The organism is Paenibacillus sp. B46(2026) (assembly GCF_056786355.1).
The window spans coordinates 6,753,801-6,772,840 of the sequence record NZ_CM165907.1; the positions used below are offsets into that span (position 1 = coordinate 6,753,801).

At 42.4% G+C, this 19,040-nt stretch carries 11 protein-coding genes and 3 pseudogenes; 5 read left to right on the top strand and 9 right to left on the bottom strand.

The features are described 5' to 3' along the window. The first annotated feature begins 158 nt into the window (after positions 1-158). Positions 159-491, top strand: coding sequence for a helix-turn-helix domain-containing protein (locus AC1S8V_RS29940; RefSeq protein WP_482071902.1), 333 nt, complete (start codon positions 159-161; stop codon positions 489-491). Positions 492-606: 115 nt separating this feature from the next. Here AC1S8V_RS29940 and AC1S8V_RS29945 read toward each other — a convergent pair whose 3' ends face one another. The 6 genes and pseudogenes from AC1S8V_RS29945 to AC1S8V_RS29970 form a co-directional block, all read right to left on the bottom strand. Continuing rightward, positions 607-4,188, bottom strand: coding sequence for an SIR2 family protein (locus AC1S8V_RS29945; RefSeq protein ID WP_482071903.1), 3,582 nt, complete (start codon positions 4,186-4,188; stop codon positions 607-609). Between the two features lie 367 nt (positions 4,189-4,555). Further along, positions 4,556-6,250, bottom strand: a complete 1,695-nt coding sequence (locus AC1S8V_RS29950; protein ID WP_482071904.1) for a histidine kinase N-terminal 7TM domain-containing diguanylate cyclase — start codon at positions 6,248-6,250, stop codon at positions 4,556-4,558. A 533-nt stretch (positions 6,251-6,783) separates the two neighbouring features. Next, positions 6,784-7,537 (bottom strand): annotated as a pseudogene (locus AC1S8V_RS29955) (AAC(3) family N-acetyltransferase); the annotation flags it as partial. A 159-nt stretch (positions 7,538-7,696) separates the two neighbouring features. Next, on the bottom strand, positions 7,697-9,121 hold the full coding sequence (gene araA, locus AC1S8V_RS29960; RefSeq protein ID WP_482071905.1) for an L-arabinose isomerase: 1,425 nt from the start codon (positions 9,119-9,121) through the stop codon (positions 7,697-7,699). A gap of 273 nt (positions 9,122-9,394) precedes the next feature. Beyond that, positions 9,395-10,090 (bottom strand): L-ribulose-5-phosphate 4-epimerase, encoded by a 696-nt coding sequence (locus tag AC1S8V_RS29965; RefSeq protein WP_482071906.1) that lies wholly within the window; start codon positions 10,088-10,090, stop codon positions 9,395-9,397. A 1-nt stretch (position 10,091) separates the two neighbouring features. Beyond that, the gene (locus AC1S8V_RS29970) at positions 10,092-11,708 is read right to left on the bottom strand and encodes a xylulokinase (protein ID WP_482071907.1); all 1,617 of its coding nucleotides are present in this window, start codon (positions 11,706-11,708) and stop codon (positions 10,092-10,094) included. 433 nt (positions 11,709-12,141) lie between these two features. Between AC1S8V_RS29970 and AC1S8V_RS29975 the strand changes: the two genes are divergently transcribed. Further along, positions 12,142-13,233 carry a substrate-binding domain-containing protein gene (locus tag AC1S8V_RS29975; RefSeq protein ID WP_482071908.1) on the top strand — a complete coding sequence of 364 codons (1,092 nt, stop codon included), beginning with the start codon at positions 12,142-12,144 and terminating at the stop codon, positions 13,231-13,233. A 151-nt stretch (positions 13,234-13,384) separates the two neighbouring features. Here the strand turns inward: AC1S8V_RS29975 and AC1S8V_RS29980 are convergent, their stop codons facing one another. Beyond that, complete coding sequence (locus AC1S8V_RS29980) at positions 13,385-14,146, bottom strand: leucine-rich repeat domain-containing protein (RefSeq protein WP_482071909.1); 762 nt, start codon at positions 14,144-14,146, stop codon at positions 13,385-13,387. Between the two features lie 158 nt (positions 14,147-14,304). Between AC1S8V_RS29980 and AC1S8V_RS29985 the strand changes: the two genes are divergently transcribed. From AC1S8V_RS29985 to AC1S8V_RS29995, 3 genes and pseudogenes are all read left to right on the top strand, one after another. Then, positions 14,305-14,772, top strand: coding sequence for a FecCD family ABC transporter permease (locus AC1S8V_RS29985; RefSeq protein WP_482071910.1), 468 nt, complete (start codon positions 14,305-14,307; stop codon positions 14,770-14,772). After that, positions 14,769-15,494, top strand: a pseudogene (locus AC1S8V_RS29990) (FecCD family ABC transporter permease); the annotation flags it as partial. The gene AC1S8V_RS29985 and the pseudogene AC1S8V_RS29990, both read left to right, overlap by 4 nt. Further along, positions 15,486-16,217, top strand: a pseudogene (locus AC1S8V_RS29995) (ABC transporter ATP-binding protein); the annotation flags it as partial. The pseudogenes AC1S8V_RS29990 and AC1S8V_RS29995, both read left to right, overlap by 9 nt. A 63-nt stretch (positions 16,218-16,280) precedes the next feature. Here AC1S8V_RS29995 and AC1S8V_RS30000 read toward each other — a convergent pair. Beyond that, positions 16,281-17,495: an ATP-binding protein gene (locus AC1S8V_RS30000; RefSeq protein ID WP_482071911.1), complete on the bottom strand. Its 1,215-nt coding sequence runs from the start codon at positions 17,493-17,495 to the stop codon at positions 16,281-16,283. A gap of 253 nt (positions 17,496-17,748) precedes the next feature. Next, entirely contained in the window at positions 17,749-18,888 is a 1,140-nt protein-coding gene (locus AC1S8V_RS30005) for a 5-methyltetrahydropteroyltriglutamate--homocysteine S-methyltransferase (protein WP_482071912.1), read from the bottom strand. Between the last annotated feature and the right edge of the window lie 152 nt (positions 18,889-19,040).

Consider the following 19,040-nt stretch of genomic DNA (forward strand, 5'->3'; position numbering starts at 1 on the left):
TTGATAGTATAGGCGAACAGAATTTCTAATTACTCCTGTGAAGTAATGATATTTGTTTATTATACTACTTATAATACGTAAATAACACCATTATTGCTATATATTTTAACCTGACTTTTATGACTCATCTTATCTAAGCTTATTATGAGGTGGTTCAAATGTCAGAGTTACGCCAATTAATAGGTACACGAATTAGAGCAATGCGAAATGCAAAAGGACTTACTCAACAAAAGCTGGCTGATATTGCCGGGCTAGATTATAGATATATTGGAGCATTAGAAAGAGGCGAAAGAAACTTTTCCATAGATACACTGGAGAAGGTTCTAGTCGCCCTAGATGTCTCAATTGGTGAGTTAATGTTTTTAGAGAATACCGATGATATCTTCAGACAAAAAACTATTGATGAATTTATCATTGGAACTGGAAAAATGAATAACGCACAACTACAATCTCTTCAAAAGATCACTAGTGAAATATTTCGTATACTTTAATTTGAAAAGTTGTCGGAATTATATACTTAGCGTGATTCGAAACAATAGTATTATATGAGTTCATTTTTTACCATTATATGTGAAACATGTATCTCCATACAAAATTCATTAAGTGTTAAAGTTCTTCAAAACGGTTTTCTATAAGAGTATTAGTATTTAAGTACCTTTTTCTATGAAGTTTACCGGCCTCTTTCAGTACTTCTTTAATATTATCTCTTAACAACAGATTTTCCGTTGAAATTAAAGGCAATATTTGATTATTAATAAAATCATCAGTAGATATCCCACCCAAGTTTTTCTTATTTAATCCACTGTACCTCTTAGTTGATAACTTGCCTAGACAATAATTTAAAGCATCGACTGAGAGCATATCAGTATTCACAAAAGAAAAACCATAAATTATATCTACTAAATAATCTCTATAAATTCCTGCTTCTTCATTAAAGAATTTTAATAAGGATTTTTGAGTATCATTATTACTTCTATTTAAAATAAATTCATTTATCAAATACGAAAGCCAATAAGAGTTATCACTACCTATTTGACTCCCAAAATTAACAAAAGTATCCATGAGAACAAAAATCTCATCATATGTTAATTCATATTGAAAACCTTCATTGAACCTAACAGATTTTAAAAAGTGGAAAATAAGTTCGATATTTTCACTTTTTAAAATTGATCTGAATATATATTCTCTGTTTGACCAATCCAAATTTCTAAAATGTTGAATAATTACCCCATTATTCCCTGGAATATTGATGTAATCCAAGTATTCGCTCCAAAACTCATCTTTTTCTTCTAGTTCATCTCTTAAAATAAATAACATAGATAACTTCAGTGGATTCTTAGCACTGGTTTTAAGCCACTTAATATATAATTTAAAATTAGGTTGTAGATTACATACTTTTTCAAGTAATTCTATAACATAGTTACTGTAGTCATCTTGCTTCATAAAATTAAGTATAGAATTAACTAAGTTCTCATCAAGCATTTGAACATTGAACTCTACTTTATTAATTTTTAGATACAACGGAAATATAGCTTCTTTATACCCTAACTTTACAAGTTGTATAAGTTCATATATTGCATCTTCTGTTTTCTTCTTCCCTAAGTACTTACTATATATTTCTGCTTCTAAATCATTTAATATATCTATTTGTGGAAATAATGCTTTAATCTCATTTATCTCAAATTTAGCCAACACTTCTGCCACAGCTTCTGAATATCCGTGATATTCAGATAAATTGTTTTCTTTCATTTTACTAAAAATAAGCAGTACATCTTCCCATACAACACTTTTGGCTAATAAACGGCCTAATGAGGTTACAAAGTTATAATCTGTACTGTTTATAATCATTAGGGATATCATTTCGGATTTGAATTCATCACCTAATATTCTCTGAAGTAATTCAGCTGAAGACATTCCCAACAAATTCCCTTTCTTCAAGAGAATTCTTAGTTGTTCCTCATGTATAGCGCCGACAGGCAGCTCCGTCATTGCATATTCGAAAAAGTATTCTAGACTCTTCATATTAGTTGAATTCTTAACGATAAAGTCTAAAATGTTAGTAACCAACATCTCGTAATCATATTCCACATACTTACATGCTCTCATAGCCAATATGATATCTTTTTCTAATACTTGAGCCATAAATTTAGCTGAGTTTTCTTTGGATAAAAATCCTATTGTTAAGAATAATGTTTGATCCCACCTGGTATTGATCAAGCAACTTTCTAGAACCTCAGGAGAAATGTTATAAATATTGCTGAGTTCCATCGCAGCTAAATACTCTGTTACTGATTGATGAAAAAATGACAATTTATCTCCCGGGTATGGAATCAGTACTTCTTCATCAATTAATGCCTGAAGTAACTTATCAGCAGAAAAGTGATGATTCTTTTTAAGAAACTGCAGACCCATATTAAATTTTAACTTGACCTCTTTCAGAGGAATAATTTCTACTCCCTCGTTAATAGCAAAAAATGCAATTGATTTCAATACATATAGCAAATCAATTTCAATTCCATATTTTTTATTAATATTTCTTTTGATATTTTCAAAAAAAGAATTAAACATGGAGTTTGGTGATGTAAAAGATTTCATTTCTACTTTCTTTTCAAGAAGTAATTTAAAGAAAAAAGGCTTTTGTAATAATTTGATAACATGCCTACCGAGTCTACCATTGATTTTTATATGGTTTACATCTATATAATCTATTACATATTCATAAGGTATCTCTTCTAACTTATACTCAATAATATCGTTTATTTTAATTCCTTCATTAGTTCTTGAACCAATAATCACTTTCGAATCCCTAATTTTACCAAAAAAATCCGATAAATCCTTTTCATACTTACCATCTTCAGAGAAAATTCTTGGCATCTCATTAAAAGAATCGAGTATAAAAATACAATTAGTGGATTCAATCAACTCTTCAAGATTTATATTTGCAGGAATAAGATTTTCAACCATGCTCCAAATATTTCCGCTGTATGATTTTAAGTCAATATATACAGGAACGGATAATTTTTTTTCTTTATACGTCTCAGTTATGCATTGCTCTTTGAGCTGTTCTGCTAAATTATTACATAATTTTTTTAGTTGGTGTGTTTTTCCTGCACCAGGACTGCCTAGTAATAACAAGGTCCCATTCAATGACTCGTTAAGCAACAGTTGTATCTCTTTGCTTACTTGCGGCCTTGATTTATCGTTCAATGCATTTATTGGAAATTCTATATTTCCTGAATGTTTTAATTGAAAGCTTAACCCTGCTGCATACCTTAGAAGTGATATTATTTGCGAATCACTTAAATCAAAATTTTCCGAATTTAGTTCGATACTTTGAGGACTATTGTGAGGAAAAGATAGCTCATCTAAAATTTCTAAAAGAGGACTATGATCCCTAGAACCATTTGTACCATCAAGTGTCCGATAATTGACTACCCTAATCCCTAAAACATCTAGTAAATACTTTCTTTTTTCATCGGTAACGTCCGCCATAATGGCATAGTGATGAGGAGCTTTTCCTTTAAAAGTATTTTCTAAATTATCTTTTATATATATAAAATCTGCATCTGTTAAGCTGAATCCAATAAAAACAACAGATCTAGTGAGCAATAGGGTTTCTAATGTTCTTATAGTGTGGTTACCCTCACCATATAGAAATCTATATTGTTCATGTGTTAAGACAATACTATCTGTATCATCGATATCACCATGTGGTTTGAAAACAAAATCACGTGCTCTAATTTGGACGATAGATGCACAATCTGTTGGCTGACGATTTGTTATAACTTGAAACGTGGCGTCGTTGTTATACAAACGTAACGCTTCCTCAAGTAACTTATCATAATTAGTAGTAATGAAATTTCTCAAACCTAATTTTACTATCTTTTCGTGTACAATGCTTGGTCTAGAAGTGCCTACTCGGCATACTTGTCTTATAAACCCTTTAAATTGTTGTGGAGATAACTGTCTTTGCCCTATTCCTGCTGCACTTAGTAGGTTAGTTGAAGCTTCTTGAAGAATGCTTTCATATGGTAGACCTTCTTCTTTTACATAATCAGACAATTCTTTCACCAGTCCATACCATGTTGGAAGGCCTGACCATACTGATATTCCAGAACCAACAAATAAAATTGTACCATCCTCTTTAAGTACACTTGCTAATTTTTTTATGTCATTAGCTTGATTCATAATTTCAACCCACCTAAAATAATATTCTAATAATAAAGGCTCAAAACCAAAATCAATGGTTGTCTGATTTTGGACTTAATGTAGACTTATCTTCATCGTCCTAACCAAAGTATAATCAAATAAAGTCTTATCAGAGTTAATGCTTGAGGACTGTCAAAAACTAATTATATGGTGGAATTCTAATAATTTGAATGTAATATATATTCTATCAAATGTGATTGGTAATTTAAAGAAATACTGTGTCTTGCTATGATGCAGTTTATAGACCCTTCATTGATATATTCGAAAAGATCTGCATTTTCATATACCATTTTTATCCAAATAACGAATATAGTCTTTGTACCTATAAATTCCCTTTCTCTTTTAACTAAAAATCCACCCGCTCAAACTCTGCAAACTCCACTCTGTTCCGCCCATTCTGCTTCGCCTGATACAACGCCTTATCCACCGCAGCGAACAGCTGAGTCAAGTACCCCTCCGGATTGTCCGGCACATGCTCAACTTCAAAATCCTCAAAGGACAGAATCCCAATACTTATCGTAATCGACACCTGCTTAATCTCGTGATCCACCATAATGCGGTTGGACTCCACAGCGGTTCTCACGCGCTCCGCGATCTGGTTCGCCAGATCATGCTCCGTATGAGGAAGGTAGATCATGAACTCTTCCCCGCCATAACGCGTCAGAATATCGGTGCTGCGAATGGATTGTTTGACGGCTTCCGCCGTACGGACGAGCACTTCATCCCCGATGACATGTCCGTAGCGATCATTGATCTCCTTGAAGTAGTCGATATCGAGCAGCAGGAGTGAGAATGGTGTTTTATATTGAATATTGGTGATCACCTCATGTGTTAGCTGCTGGGTCAGATAGCGGCGGTTGTAACAATTGGTTAAACTGTCCGTGAGCGCGAGTTCCTCCAGTTTGCGATTGGCTTCGGATAACTCCTGACGTATCAAGTCCAGCGCCTGATTGCGCTCCTGAAGCGTCTCGTTCTGGCGATTCATCTCTTTCACGTAGAAACGCTCCTGCGAGACATCCTGGAACGTGAGAATATGACCGATCGGCACAAGAGCCGAATCCACAATCGGAGACGATTGCAGGATATAGTGCCGGATATTGTTGTCCCGCTCCACGATCACTTCAATCTGGGAGAGGGTATTTTCTTTTTTCTTATAGTGATTCACGAGCGCCTGACAGTTGCCCACAACTTGAACAGACTCCAGAAATACCTCCATATCAAAAGAATCCCCCACATGCAGATCCATAAAAGATCGGGAGGCTTTGTTCGCTTCAACAATGACTTCATTCTCATCCAGTACCAGGATGCCGTAAGGAATGGTATTGATTACGTCCTCATGGGCGATGGAGACCAGATCGAACACATTGTATCTTTTGATTACATAGACAAAGAACAGGTCCGACAGAAAGATCCCCAGCGAAGTCATGCCAGGTATGATCGGCAACCAGCGGGCTAGAACAACATTTAGGATCGCATCGATCGTTGCAAAAACAGCCAAGACAAGGATGCCCCACAGGGTGATTCTCACCTGTTTTTTGATCATGGCAGACGTCTGCGAAGAATACACCGCCCGGAATAGAACTACGAGAGAAGTTAAGAAATAGCTCACCAGAATAGTCATCACAACCCAGAACCAAAGGCCGTAATCCCGCTCGATGTACCCGCCCTCCAGTGGAATGACGAACTCGTTCCATGGATTTGCGACCACACCTATAGCCCCGATCACTGCTGGGACAAATAGCAAGAAGGTTCCTTTTGCACTCAAACGCTCTGAATAACCGGTAATAAAGATCGTCAGTAGAAGCCACCCGCTCCCAAGCAAGGAGACCGCAACGAAAGATAAGGTAACATAGAACAACTGTAAGCCCGAATCATCCGTGAGCGTACTCGCAAATTGACAGAAAGGCCAGAGCATCATCAACCCGTGAAATAAAAAGTACACCTTATGTAAGTTCGTAATCCTAACCGTAGCAAACACATATACACCTACACCGAACAATAGGACGAATAAAAAGAGATCATACCATATTAATGGGTTCACGAATCTTCTCCTTCTTAGATGCTACAATGACAACATGGTTGTTCATGATTCTATGTGATACTTATATATAACTTCAATAAACACCTATACAATTCTGCTACGCCAAACTTATTGGTTAATTTAACCATATCTTATCACACCACCATAAGGGTGAGTAGCCCATACACTGGAAGTCCAACCAACCTCTGATCGAAATGCTGATCTATTTTGCGCTTTTGTGAAGGAATATGACTGTTCCACAAAAAAAACCGCCCATATCCAACTGAGCGGCCAGCCTGCAACCTGTTTTATTCAAATGATCCAAACCATTCGCGGAGTTAATCTCTCCGGCAGTAGGACTTCACCTGCTGATCAAGCTGCATCTACTCTTCTCGTATTTTGGCTATGACTTGCTCATGATTAAGTAACCGTTCGCCTTCAGCGACCTGTTTCTCTGCGACCAAATGCTCCGATTGCAGCTTATAACGCGCCTCGTTTCTGAGATATGCTTCATGACTCATCCCAACTAGATCTACTTCATAATTAGATGTAATGAGTGGTTCGTTGTCCGAGAACAAGTCCGGATTATCCTTGAGCATCTCCGTAATTACCTCTGCTGTCTTAGACGCATCACACACTCTAACAACTGCATCGCCGAGTTTTCCTTTACGCATCGCACCTTCGTGAACCAGTACCTCATCTACTTTCCAGAAATGCTCCGACCATGACAATCCACAATGTCTCCGTGATGGTACTGAAATCTGGCTTCCATCTGGTAAAACCGTATAAAGCATCTCATGCTTGTCCGTCATTCTGCCAGGGATGTCCACCCACTCTTCGACCCCATGGATAAATGTATTCCGCTTCAAGTCAACACCTACTAACAAGATCGTTGCTTTCCGATCGAGCAGTTTCCCCCATGCGGAACCTCTCGCACATGGCGTGTCGAAGAGATGATTCATCCTTCGTAAATGCCTCTGCATCGCGTCCTAGTGCCGCTACCGAGTGCGTCGGGTGCCACGAACGGACTACGCCCGGACGTTGACGAAATAGTTCAGGCAGAATACCCACACAGCAGGGAGAAGTTTCCACGTGGAACACGGGGTTATCCGCATTAATGGTAGACCATGTATGGGTGGGAAGCACCAGCAATCCGTCTTTCATATAATCGCTAAAGGCATTCAACACCGTGTCCGCTCCACCTTCAACCTCACCTAAACTCTTCATTGAAGAGTGAATAAGCAACGTGCCTTGCCCATCCAAACCAAGCTGCTCTAGTTGCTGCATTAAGCTTTCTTTTGTGTACATATCTGTCCTCCTCCATTTCTTATCCCTTTTCGATGAAAAAGCATACCTCTGTTCAGCTCACATCATGCTTCTCAGCATAACAAACAAATGGCCGAGGGTTAACCCCCGGCCACAGAGAAAGAATTTGTATGAGTTCAGGCAGTAGCTGCCAATCCACTTTTACTTAATAATAACGTACTCCAGATTCACCAGCTTCGCATACGTCACGATCTGATCTGTCGTCAGGTTCAAGGATACAACCGTATGGTGACCACCACCATTTTCGATCCATGCTTTCACTCCATCTTGGAAGTTCGGCTTAACGCTCCACAGAACACGTGCTACCGGCAGGTTAGGTGCTGGAACGGTTGGCTCAAATGCAGATACTTCATTGATCAGCAGTTTGTAATGTGTACCGAAGTCTGCCATGGATACCACGACACCTTCACCTGCTTTGCCGTCAAATACGAGACGTGCCGGATCTTCACGATCGCCAATGCCCAGTGGGGACACGATGATTCTTGGTTTCGTGCTGGCAAGTGTCGGATCTACTTCAAGCATGTGAGATTGCAGGATAGCTTCCTGTCCAGTGGCCATCTCGTATGTGTAATCTTCCATGAAGCCTGTGTTCTCGTTATGGGCCATGATTTTCAGCAAGCGATCCAGCGCAGCCGTTTTCCAGTCACCCTCACCGGCAAATCCGTACCCTTGAGCCATCAGGCGTTGTACAGCCAGACCCGGAAGCTGCTTCATGCCATGCAGATCCTCGAAGTTTGTAGTGAAGGCACTGTATCCACCTTCGTCCAGGAAACGTTTGATCGCAATCTCATAGCTCGCTTGCACACGTACGCTGGCTTCCCAAGCTTCCTTGCTATTCGTACCGTAATCGAATTCGTAGAGGTCTCCATACTGAGCGATCAGATCATCGATTTCCTGCTCTGTTACGGCGTTCACATATTGCACGAGGTCGCCAATGCCGAAGTAATCAACCGTCCATCCGAATTGGATCTGTGCCTCTACTTTATCGCCTTCGGTCACGCCCACGTTACGCATGTTATCACCGAAGCGCGCCACTTTGATGTTAAAGCTTTCATTATAAGCTACCGCTACGTCCATCCAGTCTGCAACCTGCTGCTGCACTTCTGGGCGCTCCCAGTAGCCAACAACGATTTTATTTTGTTTTCTCAGACGGGCATTAATGAAGCCATATTCGCGGTCACCATGTGCCGCTTGGTTCAGGTTCATGAAGTCCATATCGATGGTTGCCCACGGAATGCTTTCGTTAAATTGGGTTGCCAAGTGCAGCAAAGGTTTTTGCAACAACTTCGTACCACGAATCCACATTTTCGCTGGGGAGAATGTATGCATCCACGTGATGACACCAGCCACTTCGTCGCGATAGTTAACTTCTTTCATGATGCTTGTGATTTTATCCGCGGTTACGGCCAAATCCTGCAATACGAGCGGGTATGGCAGAACGCCGCTGGCATTGAGGGCATCTGTGATTTTCTGTGCGTTGGCTTTTACTTCGCCCAGTGCTTCTTCTCCGTACAAGTGCTGTGAACCGACGACAAACCAGAATTCTTTTGCTGCTGTTGCTGACATATAATCATCCTCATTTCATTTTTTTATCGTTGAACAAATGGGTTTACACTTACCACTCTGATTGCAGTACCATCTTCCGATCGCTGGTTATCCCCGGATTTTTTGATTCCCTTTTTTAAAGGGAAAATCCTGTGATAAACGCGAACGCGTTGCTTCTCCAGATCGGTTCTGCACTCTCCGTTATCGTGTAAAAGTTTTATACAACTTCATTGGTAGTAGTTACAAACAACTTATTCGCTTGAATTATTATCAACCGATCGCTACATAACCAAATTATTTCTGTCCGTAATACGCGTCTTTGCCGTGTTTTCGCAGATAGTGTTTATCCAAAATGCCTTGCGGCAGTTCCTTCGCGAAGTTATTCAATTGCCGCGCGTACAGGTTCATTTTGCACACTTCCTCCAGCACGACACTGTTCACCACCGCAGACTTGGCATCTTTCCCCCACGTAAACGGTGCATGACCATGTAGCAGTACTGCTGGAACTTCCATAACATCAATCCCACGCTGTTCAAACGTTTCAATAATGACGCGTCCCGTCTCCGCTTCATATCCGCGATCAACCTCGTCCTGGTTCAGGAAACGTGCACAAGGCACCGCCCCATAGAACGTATCCGCATGTGTTGTCCCCATTACAGGTACGTCCAGTCCGGCTTGTGCCCAGATGGTCGCCCATGTGGAGTGTGTATGCACAATGCCGCCAATCTCCGAGTAATGCTTATATAGAACGGCATGTGTTGCGGTATCCGAGGAAGGTCTCATCTCACCCTCCACGACGTTACCGTCCAGATCGACCACAACCATGTCGCTTGCTTTCATCGTATCGTAGCTGACGCCACTTGGTTTGATTACGAACAGACCGCTTTCCCGATCAATTGCACTGACGTTACCCCATGTGAATTTCACAAGTCCGTGCTTGGGCAGTTCCAGATTCGCCTGGAATACCTCTTCTTTCAGTTGTTCTAACATGTTATTCCCTCCCGTTCTCTACCAGATGATCTACTGCTGCCTGCTCAATTGTGAGCCCATTCCGGTAGCGTTCGATAAATGCTTCAAACCCTTTCACATCCGATGCATCCGGCGCCACTTCAACTCCCTCAACATCGTTAAAGACTTTCTGCTCTAGGAACACATCCAGGCTCTCCTCTTGATCCTTGTTGATCATGTACGAAGCCAGAAGCGCCATGCCCCATGCGCCGCCTTCACCAGCGGTAGACATTACCGACACCGGTACGTTCATCGCAGCAGCTACAATCCGCTGTCCCACGACAGGAGTTTTGAACAGACCGCCGTGCGCCAAAATACTGTCAATCGCCACATTCTCTTCCTCCGTCAAAATGTCCATGCCAAGCTTGAGTGCACCGAATGCACTAAACAGATGTGTCCGCATGAAGTTTGCCAGATTGAAGTTGCTTTCCGGGGAGCGGACGAACAATGGACGGCCCTTCTCAAGTCCCGTAATATTCTCACCCGAGTAGTAACCGTAGCTGAGCAAGCCGCCACCATCAGGGTCTGCCTCCAAAGCCTTGTTAAACAACACACTAAACAACTTGCCGTTATCCACTTCATATCCCATCGCCCCAGAGAATTCACGGAACAATCCAACCCATGCGTTGATATCACTGGAACAGTTGTTGGCATGCACCATCCCTACTGGGCTACCATCCGGCGTGGTGACCATATCGATCTCGGGATACACTTTGGATAATTCCTTCTCCAGTACGATCATCGCAAATACGGATGTGCCAACGGAGATGTTCCCCGTACGTTTTCTCACGCTATTTGTTGCCACCATACCCGTTCCGGCATCGCCTTCTGGCGGGCAGAGCGGAATGCCTGCTTGCAGATCTTGCGAAGGGTCGAGCAACTTGGCTCCCGCTTCCGTCAATGCACCTGCATTCTCACCAGCGAGATATACCTTGGGAAGAAGGTCCTCGACCTTCCACGGATAACCTTTGCCTGCGATCTGTTCATCGAACTGCTGGATCATGGATGGGTGGTAATTATGTGTAGCCTCGTCAATCGGGAAAATGCCTGATGCATCGCCGATCCCAATCGCCTTATTGCCCGTCAGCAACCAGTGGATGTATCCAGCCAGAGTTGTCAGGTGATCGATCCGTGGCATATGTGCCTCTTCGTTCAAAATCGCTTGGTACAAGTGGGCGATGCTCCAGCGTTCCGGAATATTGAATTGCAGAAGTTCCGTTAGCTCCCTTGCAGCTGCTCCCGTCGTAGCGTTACGCCAGGTGCGGAAAGGTACCAGCAATTCACCTGCGCTATCCAATGCGATATATCCGTGCATCATGGCCGAGAATCCGATAGACCCGACCGTTCGCAGCGTGATTCCGTATTTCTGTTCCACATCTTGCTTCATCTCACGATAAGCCGTTTGCAGACCTGTGATGATATCCTCCTGGTTGTACGTCCAATATCCATCTTTCAGGAGGTTCTCCCATTCATAGCTGCCTGACGCGATGGTTTCAAAACGCTCGTCAATCAACACCGCCTTAATCCGCGTTGATCCAAATTCAATTCCAAGCGAAGTAGCCCCATTGTTAATGGCTTCTTTCAAGTCCAGTTGACTCATAATCACGTGTATCCCCTCTCCGGTCGCGATTTCACATCCCAAAGGATGCATATATAAGGTGAAGCTTCTACTTATGGCTGTAGCTAATCATGAATTTTGTATACATGCTTCCTGTTGTGTTTTCAAAGAATACGCTTTCCTTTTCTGACAGCCTTAGTATATTTTTTGTACGTACATTTGTCAATAATATATAATAGTTATACTTACAAAGGACACATAATGTGCTCTATTTGACCATTTAAAGGTTTATATAGCTCTAAAACGGCTATGCTGTAAGGTACACCTCTATGCAAAAAGCCCGGATATGTACGGTTCATTTCGAAAAATGTCCGGTTTTATTTTCATCTATTCTGAATCATGCTAGAATGTGTACGTACAACTATTTGAACAATCACGTTTATATAGATGAGTAACGATGAAAGAAGTGGACTACGTGAAGCCAAAATACCAGGTCATCATTGATGATATAAAGAGTCATATCCTCTCGGGGACATATAGCATAGGCGAACAGATCCCCACCGAGTTGGCATTACAGGAAAGCTACACCGTAAGTCGCCAGACGGTGCGGAAGGCTATTTTGGAGTTGTCAAACGAAGGATTTTTACGAAGCGAAAAGGGTTCAGGAACTTACGTTAGCAATCAGTATCGATCACGATCAGGCGGCAATACGTCGAAGAAAACGATCGGTGTGATCACGACATACATCTCGGATTACATCTTTCCGTCCATTATCCGCGGCATTGAGAGTCGTCTGAATGAGGACAACTACTCGTTACTGCTGGCCAGTACTAATAATGATGTAGCGCAGGAGAAAAAAGCACTCGAAATGATGCTCTCCTACGGCGTGGATGGCCTGATTGTCGAACCGACCAAAAGTAATCTGTACAATCCCAACATTGCATACTACCTATCGTTCAAAGAGCAGGATGTGCCGTTTACGATGATTAATGCGTTCTATGAAGAGCTGGAAGTTCCGTTCTTCTGTCTGGATGACGTGCAATCCAGCTATCTTGCCACACGTGAATTGATCGCCAAAGGCCACACCCAGATCGGCATTATTGCGAAAATGGATGACCTACAAGGAAAGTACCGGATGAAGGGGTACATCAAGGCGCTGGGTGAAGCGAAGTTACGGTTCCATCCTGAGCAAGTACTCTCCTTTGATACCGCATCGAAACCAGAGTTATCTTCTAATCTAGCAGCATATCTGGACGAAAACAGGGATTCGCTCACCGCGATCGTCTGTTATAACGATGAGGTCGGACTGGAGGTCGTGAACGCCTGCAGGCAACTGGGCATCTCGATCCCGGATGAGTTATCCATCATTGGACAGGACAATTCGTATATTGCCAAGAACGCCAACATTCGGCTTACCACACTAACCCATCCCCAAGAGCAAATGGGCCGCGATGCTGCCGACTGGGTGATCAAGAATCTGCAAGGCAAAAAGGATCTGCCCACGAACACCTACTATCAGCCGGTGCTGGTTGAGGGAGAGACGGTGAAGGAGATCGAAGTGGAATAATATTGGCTTGGGAATGGAGCGATAAAGTGTTACGGAGCGTTTCTTTCCAGCATACCTAAAGAAGACCGTCAGAATATCTGCGGCCTTCTTTGTTTTTGTTCACGATAATGAGGGATTAACCTTTTCGTACATATACATCTTCAAACAGAATTTACTTCGCTTGATCCGCTTCTTCGCTTACCAAACTTACAACGACGCCTTTCTTCTTCAGGTTCTCTACTACCTGCTCAGCACGTTCATTCAACGGATTGTTAGCCAGATATACCTCTGTCAGATGTGGGACGGTTTCGAGCACTGCAATATCTTCAATGAGATTATCTTCTACATAAAGGTACTCCAAGGTCGGATGATTTTTTAAAGGAGTTAGATCGTGGATTTTATTATCATTCATAATGATCCATTCCAGCTTTAACTTCTGAAGAGGACTTAGATCGGTCACCTGATTACCGCTGGCGAGTAGACTTCTCAGCTTATGCATATTTTTTAATGGAGCCAGGCTTTTGATTTTGTTATCGTCCATATATAAAGTTTGCAGATTTCGTAAACCTGAAAGTGGAGATAGATCTGTAATCTGATTCCCCTCTAAAGCTAAAAATGCTAGTTTTTTTAATTTGGTGAGCGGTGCAATATTTTTCACATTATGGCCGGGTAGGATTAGATCCGTTATATTAACGGCATACTCAAGACCTCGCAGGTTGGAAATCTTACTCTTCGTATCCATAGCATACATGGATTTTAATTTTTTCAAATCGCCAGCCTTTATTTCCTTCTTATCCGACAGGTCCAACTCTGTTCGAATAACTTTGGCTAGGACCGGGTCTTTGATCAGCGACGCAGCCAAAACGCTCGTTGTCGGTAATAGTACAAACAACAAACATAAAACGATCAACTTTTTTAAGAATTGATTACGCATATAGAATCTCCCTACATTATTTAATACTAGAAATATACCATGATCTGGAACGAAACTTCATCCTATCTATATAGAAACCCTCCGGCTCTCATCCTATAACTGTTCCATTAAGAACGAGTATGGGACTACTTTACCAAGGAATGTGATCCTAATATAATATGGGCCTTTACAATTTTTTCATTGACACTGCCGTTAATAAAAAGATATATTTATTGATATTGATAATCATTATCAAGTTTATAAAGCGTTTTATATCCGCACCTGCCCTTAACGCGCTGGCGCTGGGTGACGAAGTTGCAACAGGACTTGGTGTTCGCACAGGAACACTTCGATTCATTGCGGCTCTTGCAGGGGTTTTGTTGTGTGGTGCAGCTACTGCACTTGCTGGACCTATTGGTTTCATTGGATTGTTATCCACTCACGTCATACGCCTTATACTGGGTCCTGACTTACGTTTTGTCATACCCATGTCTGCCGTAGCTGGAGCGATCATTCTAACGATATCCGATGTCGGTGGCAGACTCATCAGCAACCCTGGAGAGCTTGAGGTCGGAGTTGTTACTGCCTTTATAGGTGCTCCAATATTAATCATCCTTGCGATGCGATCGAAAGTGCGTTCATTATGAAAGATCAATCGGTTGAATTTATTATGGCGGGCAGACGTCACAGACGCCACCGATGGATACTCGTCACCAGTCTCCTTGCAGTGCTTGCATGTGCTCTTTGCTGTGCCATGCTATTGCTCGGCAACACGATCTATCCGGTTAAAGATGTCATCAGCTCCCTATCGGGAGAGAAGATCAAAGGTGTCTCTTTTGCTGTAAATACCATACGTCTACCGAGAATGCTTACAGGTTTATTTGCCGGATTTGCCTTCGGCATTGCAGGGTATACCTTCCAGACCATGTTGCGGAATCCGCTGGCGAATCCTAATGTCATTGGGATCACGTCAGGTTCAAGCGCTGCGGCTGTGTTCTGTATCGTCGTACTTCATGCAAGCGGAGCCATTGTTTCCTTGGCTTCAGTGATTGCAGGTCTGGCTACGGTGTTGTTCATTTATGTACTCTCCAGAGGAAAAGTGTTCTCCATCGGACGGTTAATACTTATCGGGATTGGTATTCAAGCCATGCTTGATGCGGTCATCTCCTATCTCCTATTGGTTAGTTCTGAAAAGGATATTCCTGCCGCAATCCGCTGGCTCACAGGCAGTCTGAACGGTTCTCAGATGAGTGCACTACCGCCTCTCGTGATTACCGTGCTAATCTGCTCACCCATCATCATGATGCTGGGCAAACACCTCAGTATATTGGAACTTGGAGAACAATCGGCATTTTCACTAGGTGTGGACATTGTCATACCGAGTAATAAAATTAGCGTCATTATTGGTTCTAACGGCTGCGGTAAGTCTACCCTTTTGAAAACGATGGCCAGGCTCGTTAAGCCTACTTCGGGCAGCATTACGCTGGACGGCAAAGCCATTGGCAAGATCCCGCCCAAGCAATTGGCTCGGGTGATCGGATTACTCCCGCAGTCTCCCATTGTTCCGGAAGGTATTTCGGTAGCGGATCTGGTGGGTCGTGGAAGGTTCCCACATCAATCCTTGTTCAGTGGCTGGACCAAGAAGGATTATGAGGCTGTGGCCGAAACCATGACCATCATGAACATCACCGAGTTTGCCAATCACAATATTGACGAACTTTCAGGCGGGCAACGTCAGCGTGTCTGGATTGCCATGGCGCTGGCGCAACAGACGGATATCCTGTTTCTCGATGAGCCTACGACCTTCTTGGACATTACCTATCAAGTCGAGATTCTGGACCTGCTTACGGAGCTGAATCGCAAACACGGAACGACCATTGTGATGGTACTGCACGATATCAACTTATCGGCGCGATATGCGGATCATATCTTTGCGCTTCATACCGGAAAGCTTGTAGCTGAGGGCAAGCCTGCAGAGGTCATAACCGCACCACAAGTGAAAGACATTTTCGGATTGGAATGTACGGTCATTGATGATCCCGTTTCAGGATCACCGCTGGTGGTGCCCAAAGGGCGATATCATGCAAGATAGACGAATAGCGGCAGTTGAGACAAAGATCCCTTTGTCCTAACTGTCGCTATCTTATTTTTACGCCTATACCGTTTTAGCTAAAAAGCGAATAGTCACCGAGGTCCCCTGACCTTTTGAGCTGTGATATTCGATCGTTCCCTTATACTTTTCCACGATATTGTAGCAGATCATTAATCCCAGCCCCGTCCCATTTGTTTTCAATGAATAAAACGGAGTACCCAGTGACTTTACCTGATCCTCTGACATCCCGCTACCCTCATCGATTATTTTGATTTCAACGTTATGTTTCACTCTCCTGGCTGTTACTTTGACGGTTTGACCAGCATCCGAAGCTTCTAACGCATTTTTGATGAGATTCATTAGTAATTGCTTGAACTCGATCGTATTAATGAGAATCGTACAATATCTCTCTACCTGGATATCAATATGTTTATCCGATAACCTCGCATAGGAGGTGAGCAAGCCTGTTACACTTTCAAGAACCTCTCTTACCTCCACTTCTTCCGGTTGGAAATCTTTATTAGGTTTAGCCAAGGTCAAGAACTGAGAGGTAACCTGCTCGACGGTGTTTAGTTCATCTATCATCAAAGCGAACTTGCTTTTCACCGAATCACTGAAGGAAGGATCCTCCCCATATAACTGTAAAAAACCTCGAACAACGGTTACTGGATTTCTAATTTCATGTGCGACAGCAGCGGTTAGATGAGCAATCATCTTCAAACGCTCCGATTGTTGTAATTGCTCCGAATAAAGTTGTTGTTTACGTATTCGGCTAAAGGTCAGATGGAAAATAAGAAACAGGATCACCTGACTCGCCATAATATTGATCAGATTGCCTACCATGTCGCCATACAAATAAGAATAGACAACCCCTTGATCAATCAGGAAGATATAACCAAATGTAAGGATGATCAATATTCCATTTATAATCAAAGATAAATAGAACAATTTTAGATCAAAAAACAAAATGGCTAGCGCAGGAATAAGACAAATGAGAATATAGGTTGTCCAAGTCTCGGGATATATATAAATGAGCGCATAGAAGTATATAAATACAAGCATAATGATGCTCAACCGCAAAAAAAAACTCCCATACCTGGGGTATATCAGTAAACATATAGCCAAAATCGGCACACATAGGATATGTATAATATAACCAAACGTAATTCCGTTCCAGCCTGTCGTGGACTGTATTAATCCGAATACCATCAGGACAATAATCGTTAGCGTGGACATATAGTATACTTTCTTGTTCTTCTGATTGTGCAATTCCTTCATAAATTCACCACTTTATATTAATTTAAGACATAGTATGCGAACCTTTGGCTAATGTTAACCCCCCTTGATGCGCTTTCTATAGTCACATTCTATCTTATTTAATGATCTACATACTATGGATTTCTCGCTCAACATAAATAGCCGCATGGGAATATTGTCCCTACGGCTACTATTATATCGGTTAATTCAACTTTAATTATATTTATAATTTGGCCTAATACATTACTTCTGCATTATTAGAGATGTCTCTAAATTACTTCCAGATCTCTTCGGCAATTTCCTTAATAAACGCAAGCTTGCGCCATTGATGTTCCTCAGTCAGATGGTTGCCTTCTTCCGTGGAAGCAAAGCCGCATTGCGGGCTCAGGCAGATCCGATCCAAATCAACATATTGTTTGGCTTCCTCAATCCGTTTCAGGATATCTTTCTTGTTCTCCAACTCTCCAAATTTGGAAGAGAAGAGGCCAAGTACAACCTGCTGATTATCCTTCAGGAAACGAAGCGGCTTGAAATCACCAGCCCGTTCTGTATCGAACTCCAAGTAGAAACCAGAGTAGTTATCGATGCTCAGAAGTGTCTGCGCAATCGGCTCGTAACCGCCACCGACTCCTGCATATGTCGAAACATAATTACCGCGGCAGACATGAGTCGTTACCACGAGGTCTTCCGGCAAGCCGGATACCACTTCTTCGTTCAATTTCGCAAGTTCGTTTGCATACTCTTCCACATTCACGCCAATCTGCTGCATCACTGCGATGAACTGTTGGTCACATAGTGCGCCCCACGTGCAATCATCAATCTGGATGCTGCGGCAGCCGGCTTCATAGAAGGCCAGAATGGATGCTTTGTATGCCCCTGCGATGTCGGAAAGAAGCTCTTGGCGGTTCGGATAGATGGCTTGTGTACTTTCCTTATTATCTGCCCGGTCCAATTCGAATAGGAACTGTGCAGCTGCTGGAATGGATTGACGGGCAACAACGTCATTGCCTGCCGTATCTTTCAAGAAGGCATAATGCGCTACAAATGGGTGACTGCTGTAGCTAATTTTGCCGGTCAGGCGAGCTGTTTCCGGTCTGGATGTTGCACCGTTGAACCGATATCCTTCCTCAATGATCGTCCGCTCTACACCATCCAGTCCCCAGAAGAAGTCCAGATGCCACCAAGAGCGACGGAATTCGCCGTCGGTTACAGCTTGAAGGCCAACCTCTTTTTGTTTCTGTACGAGTTTCACAATCTCGGCGTTCTCCACTTCATTCAGCTGCTCCTTGGTAATTTCGCCGTTCTGGTATTTTAATCTGGCATCTTTCAACGCACGCGGGCGCAAAAAACTACCAACAATATCATATCGAAATGGAGTGACGGTTCGCTGTTTAGGTTCTGTTTGTATGCTCATATAGGTTAATCTCCCCGTTTATCATTATAGGCTTAAATATAACATATCCGATCGGATTAACCGTTCTACGAAAGAGTTATAGCCCGTTATAGGTATTAACTATATCGGGCTATATTTAAGACGGAATCTATATAAGTTGAGCTCAAGAGTAT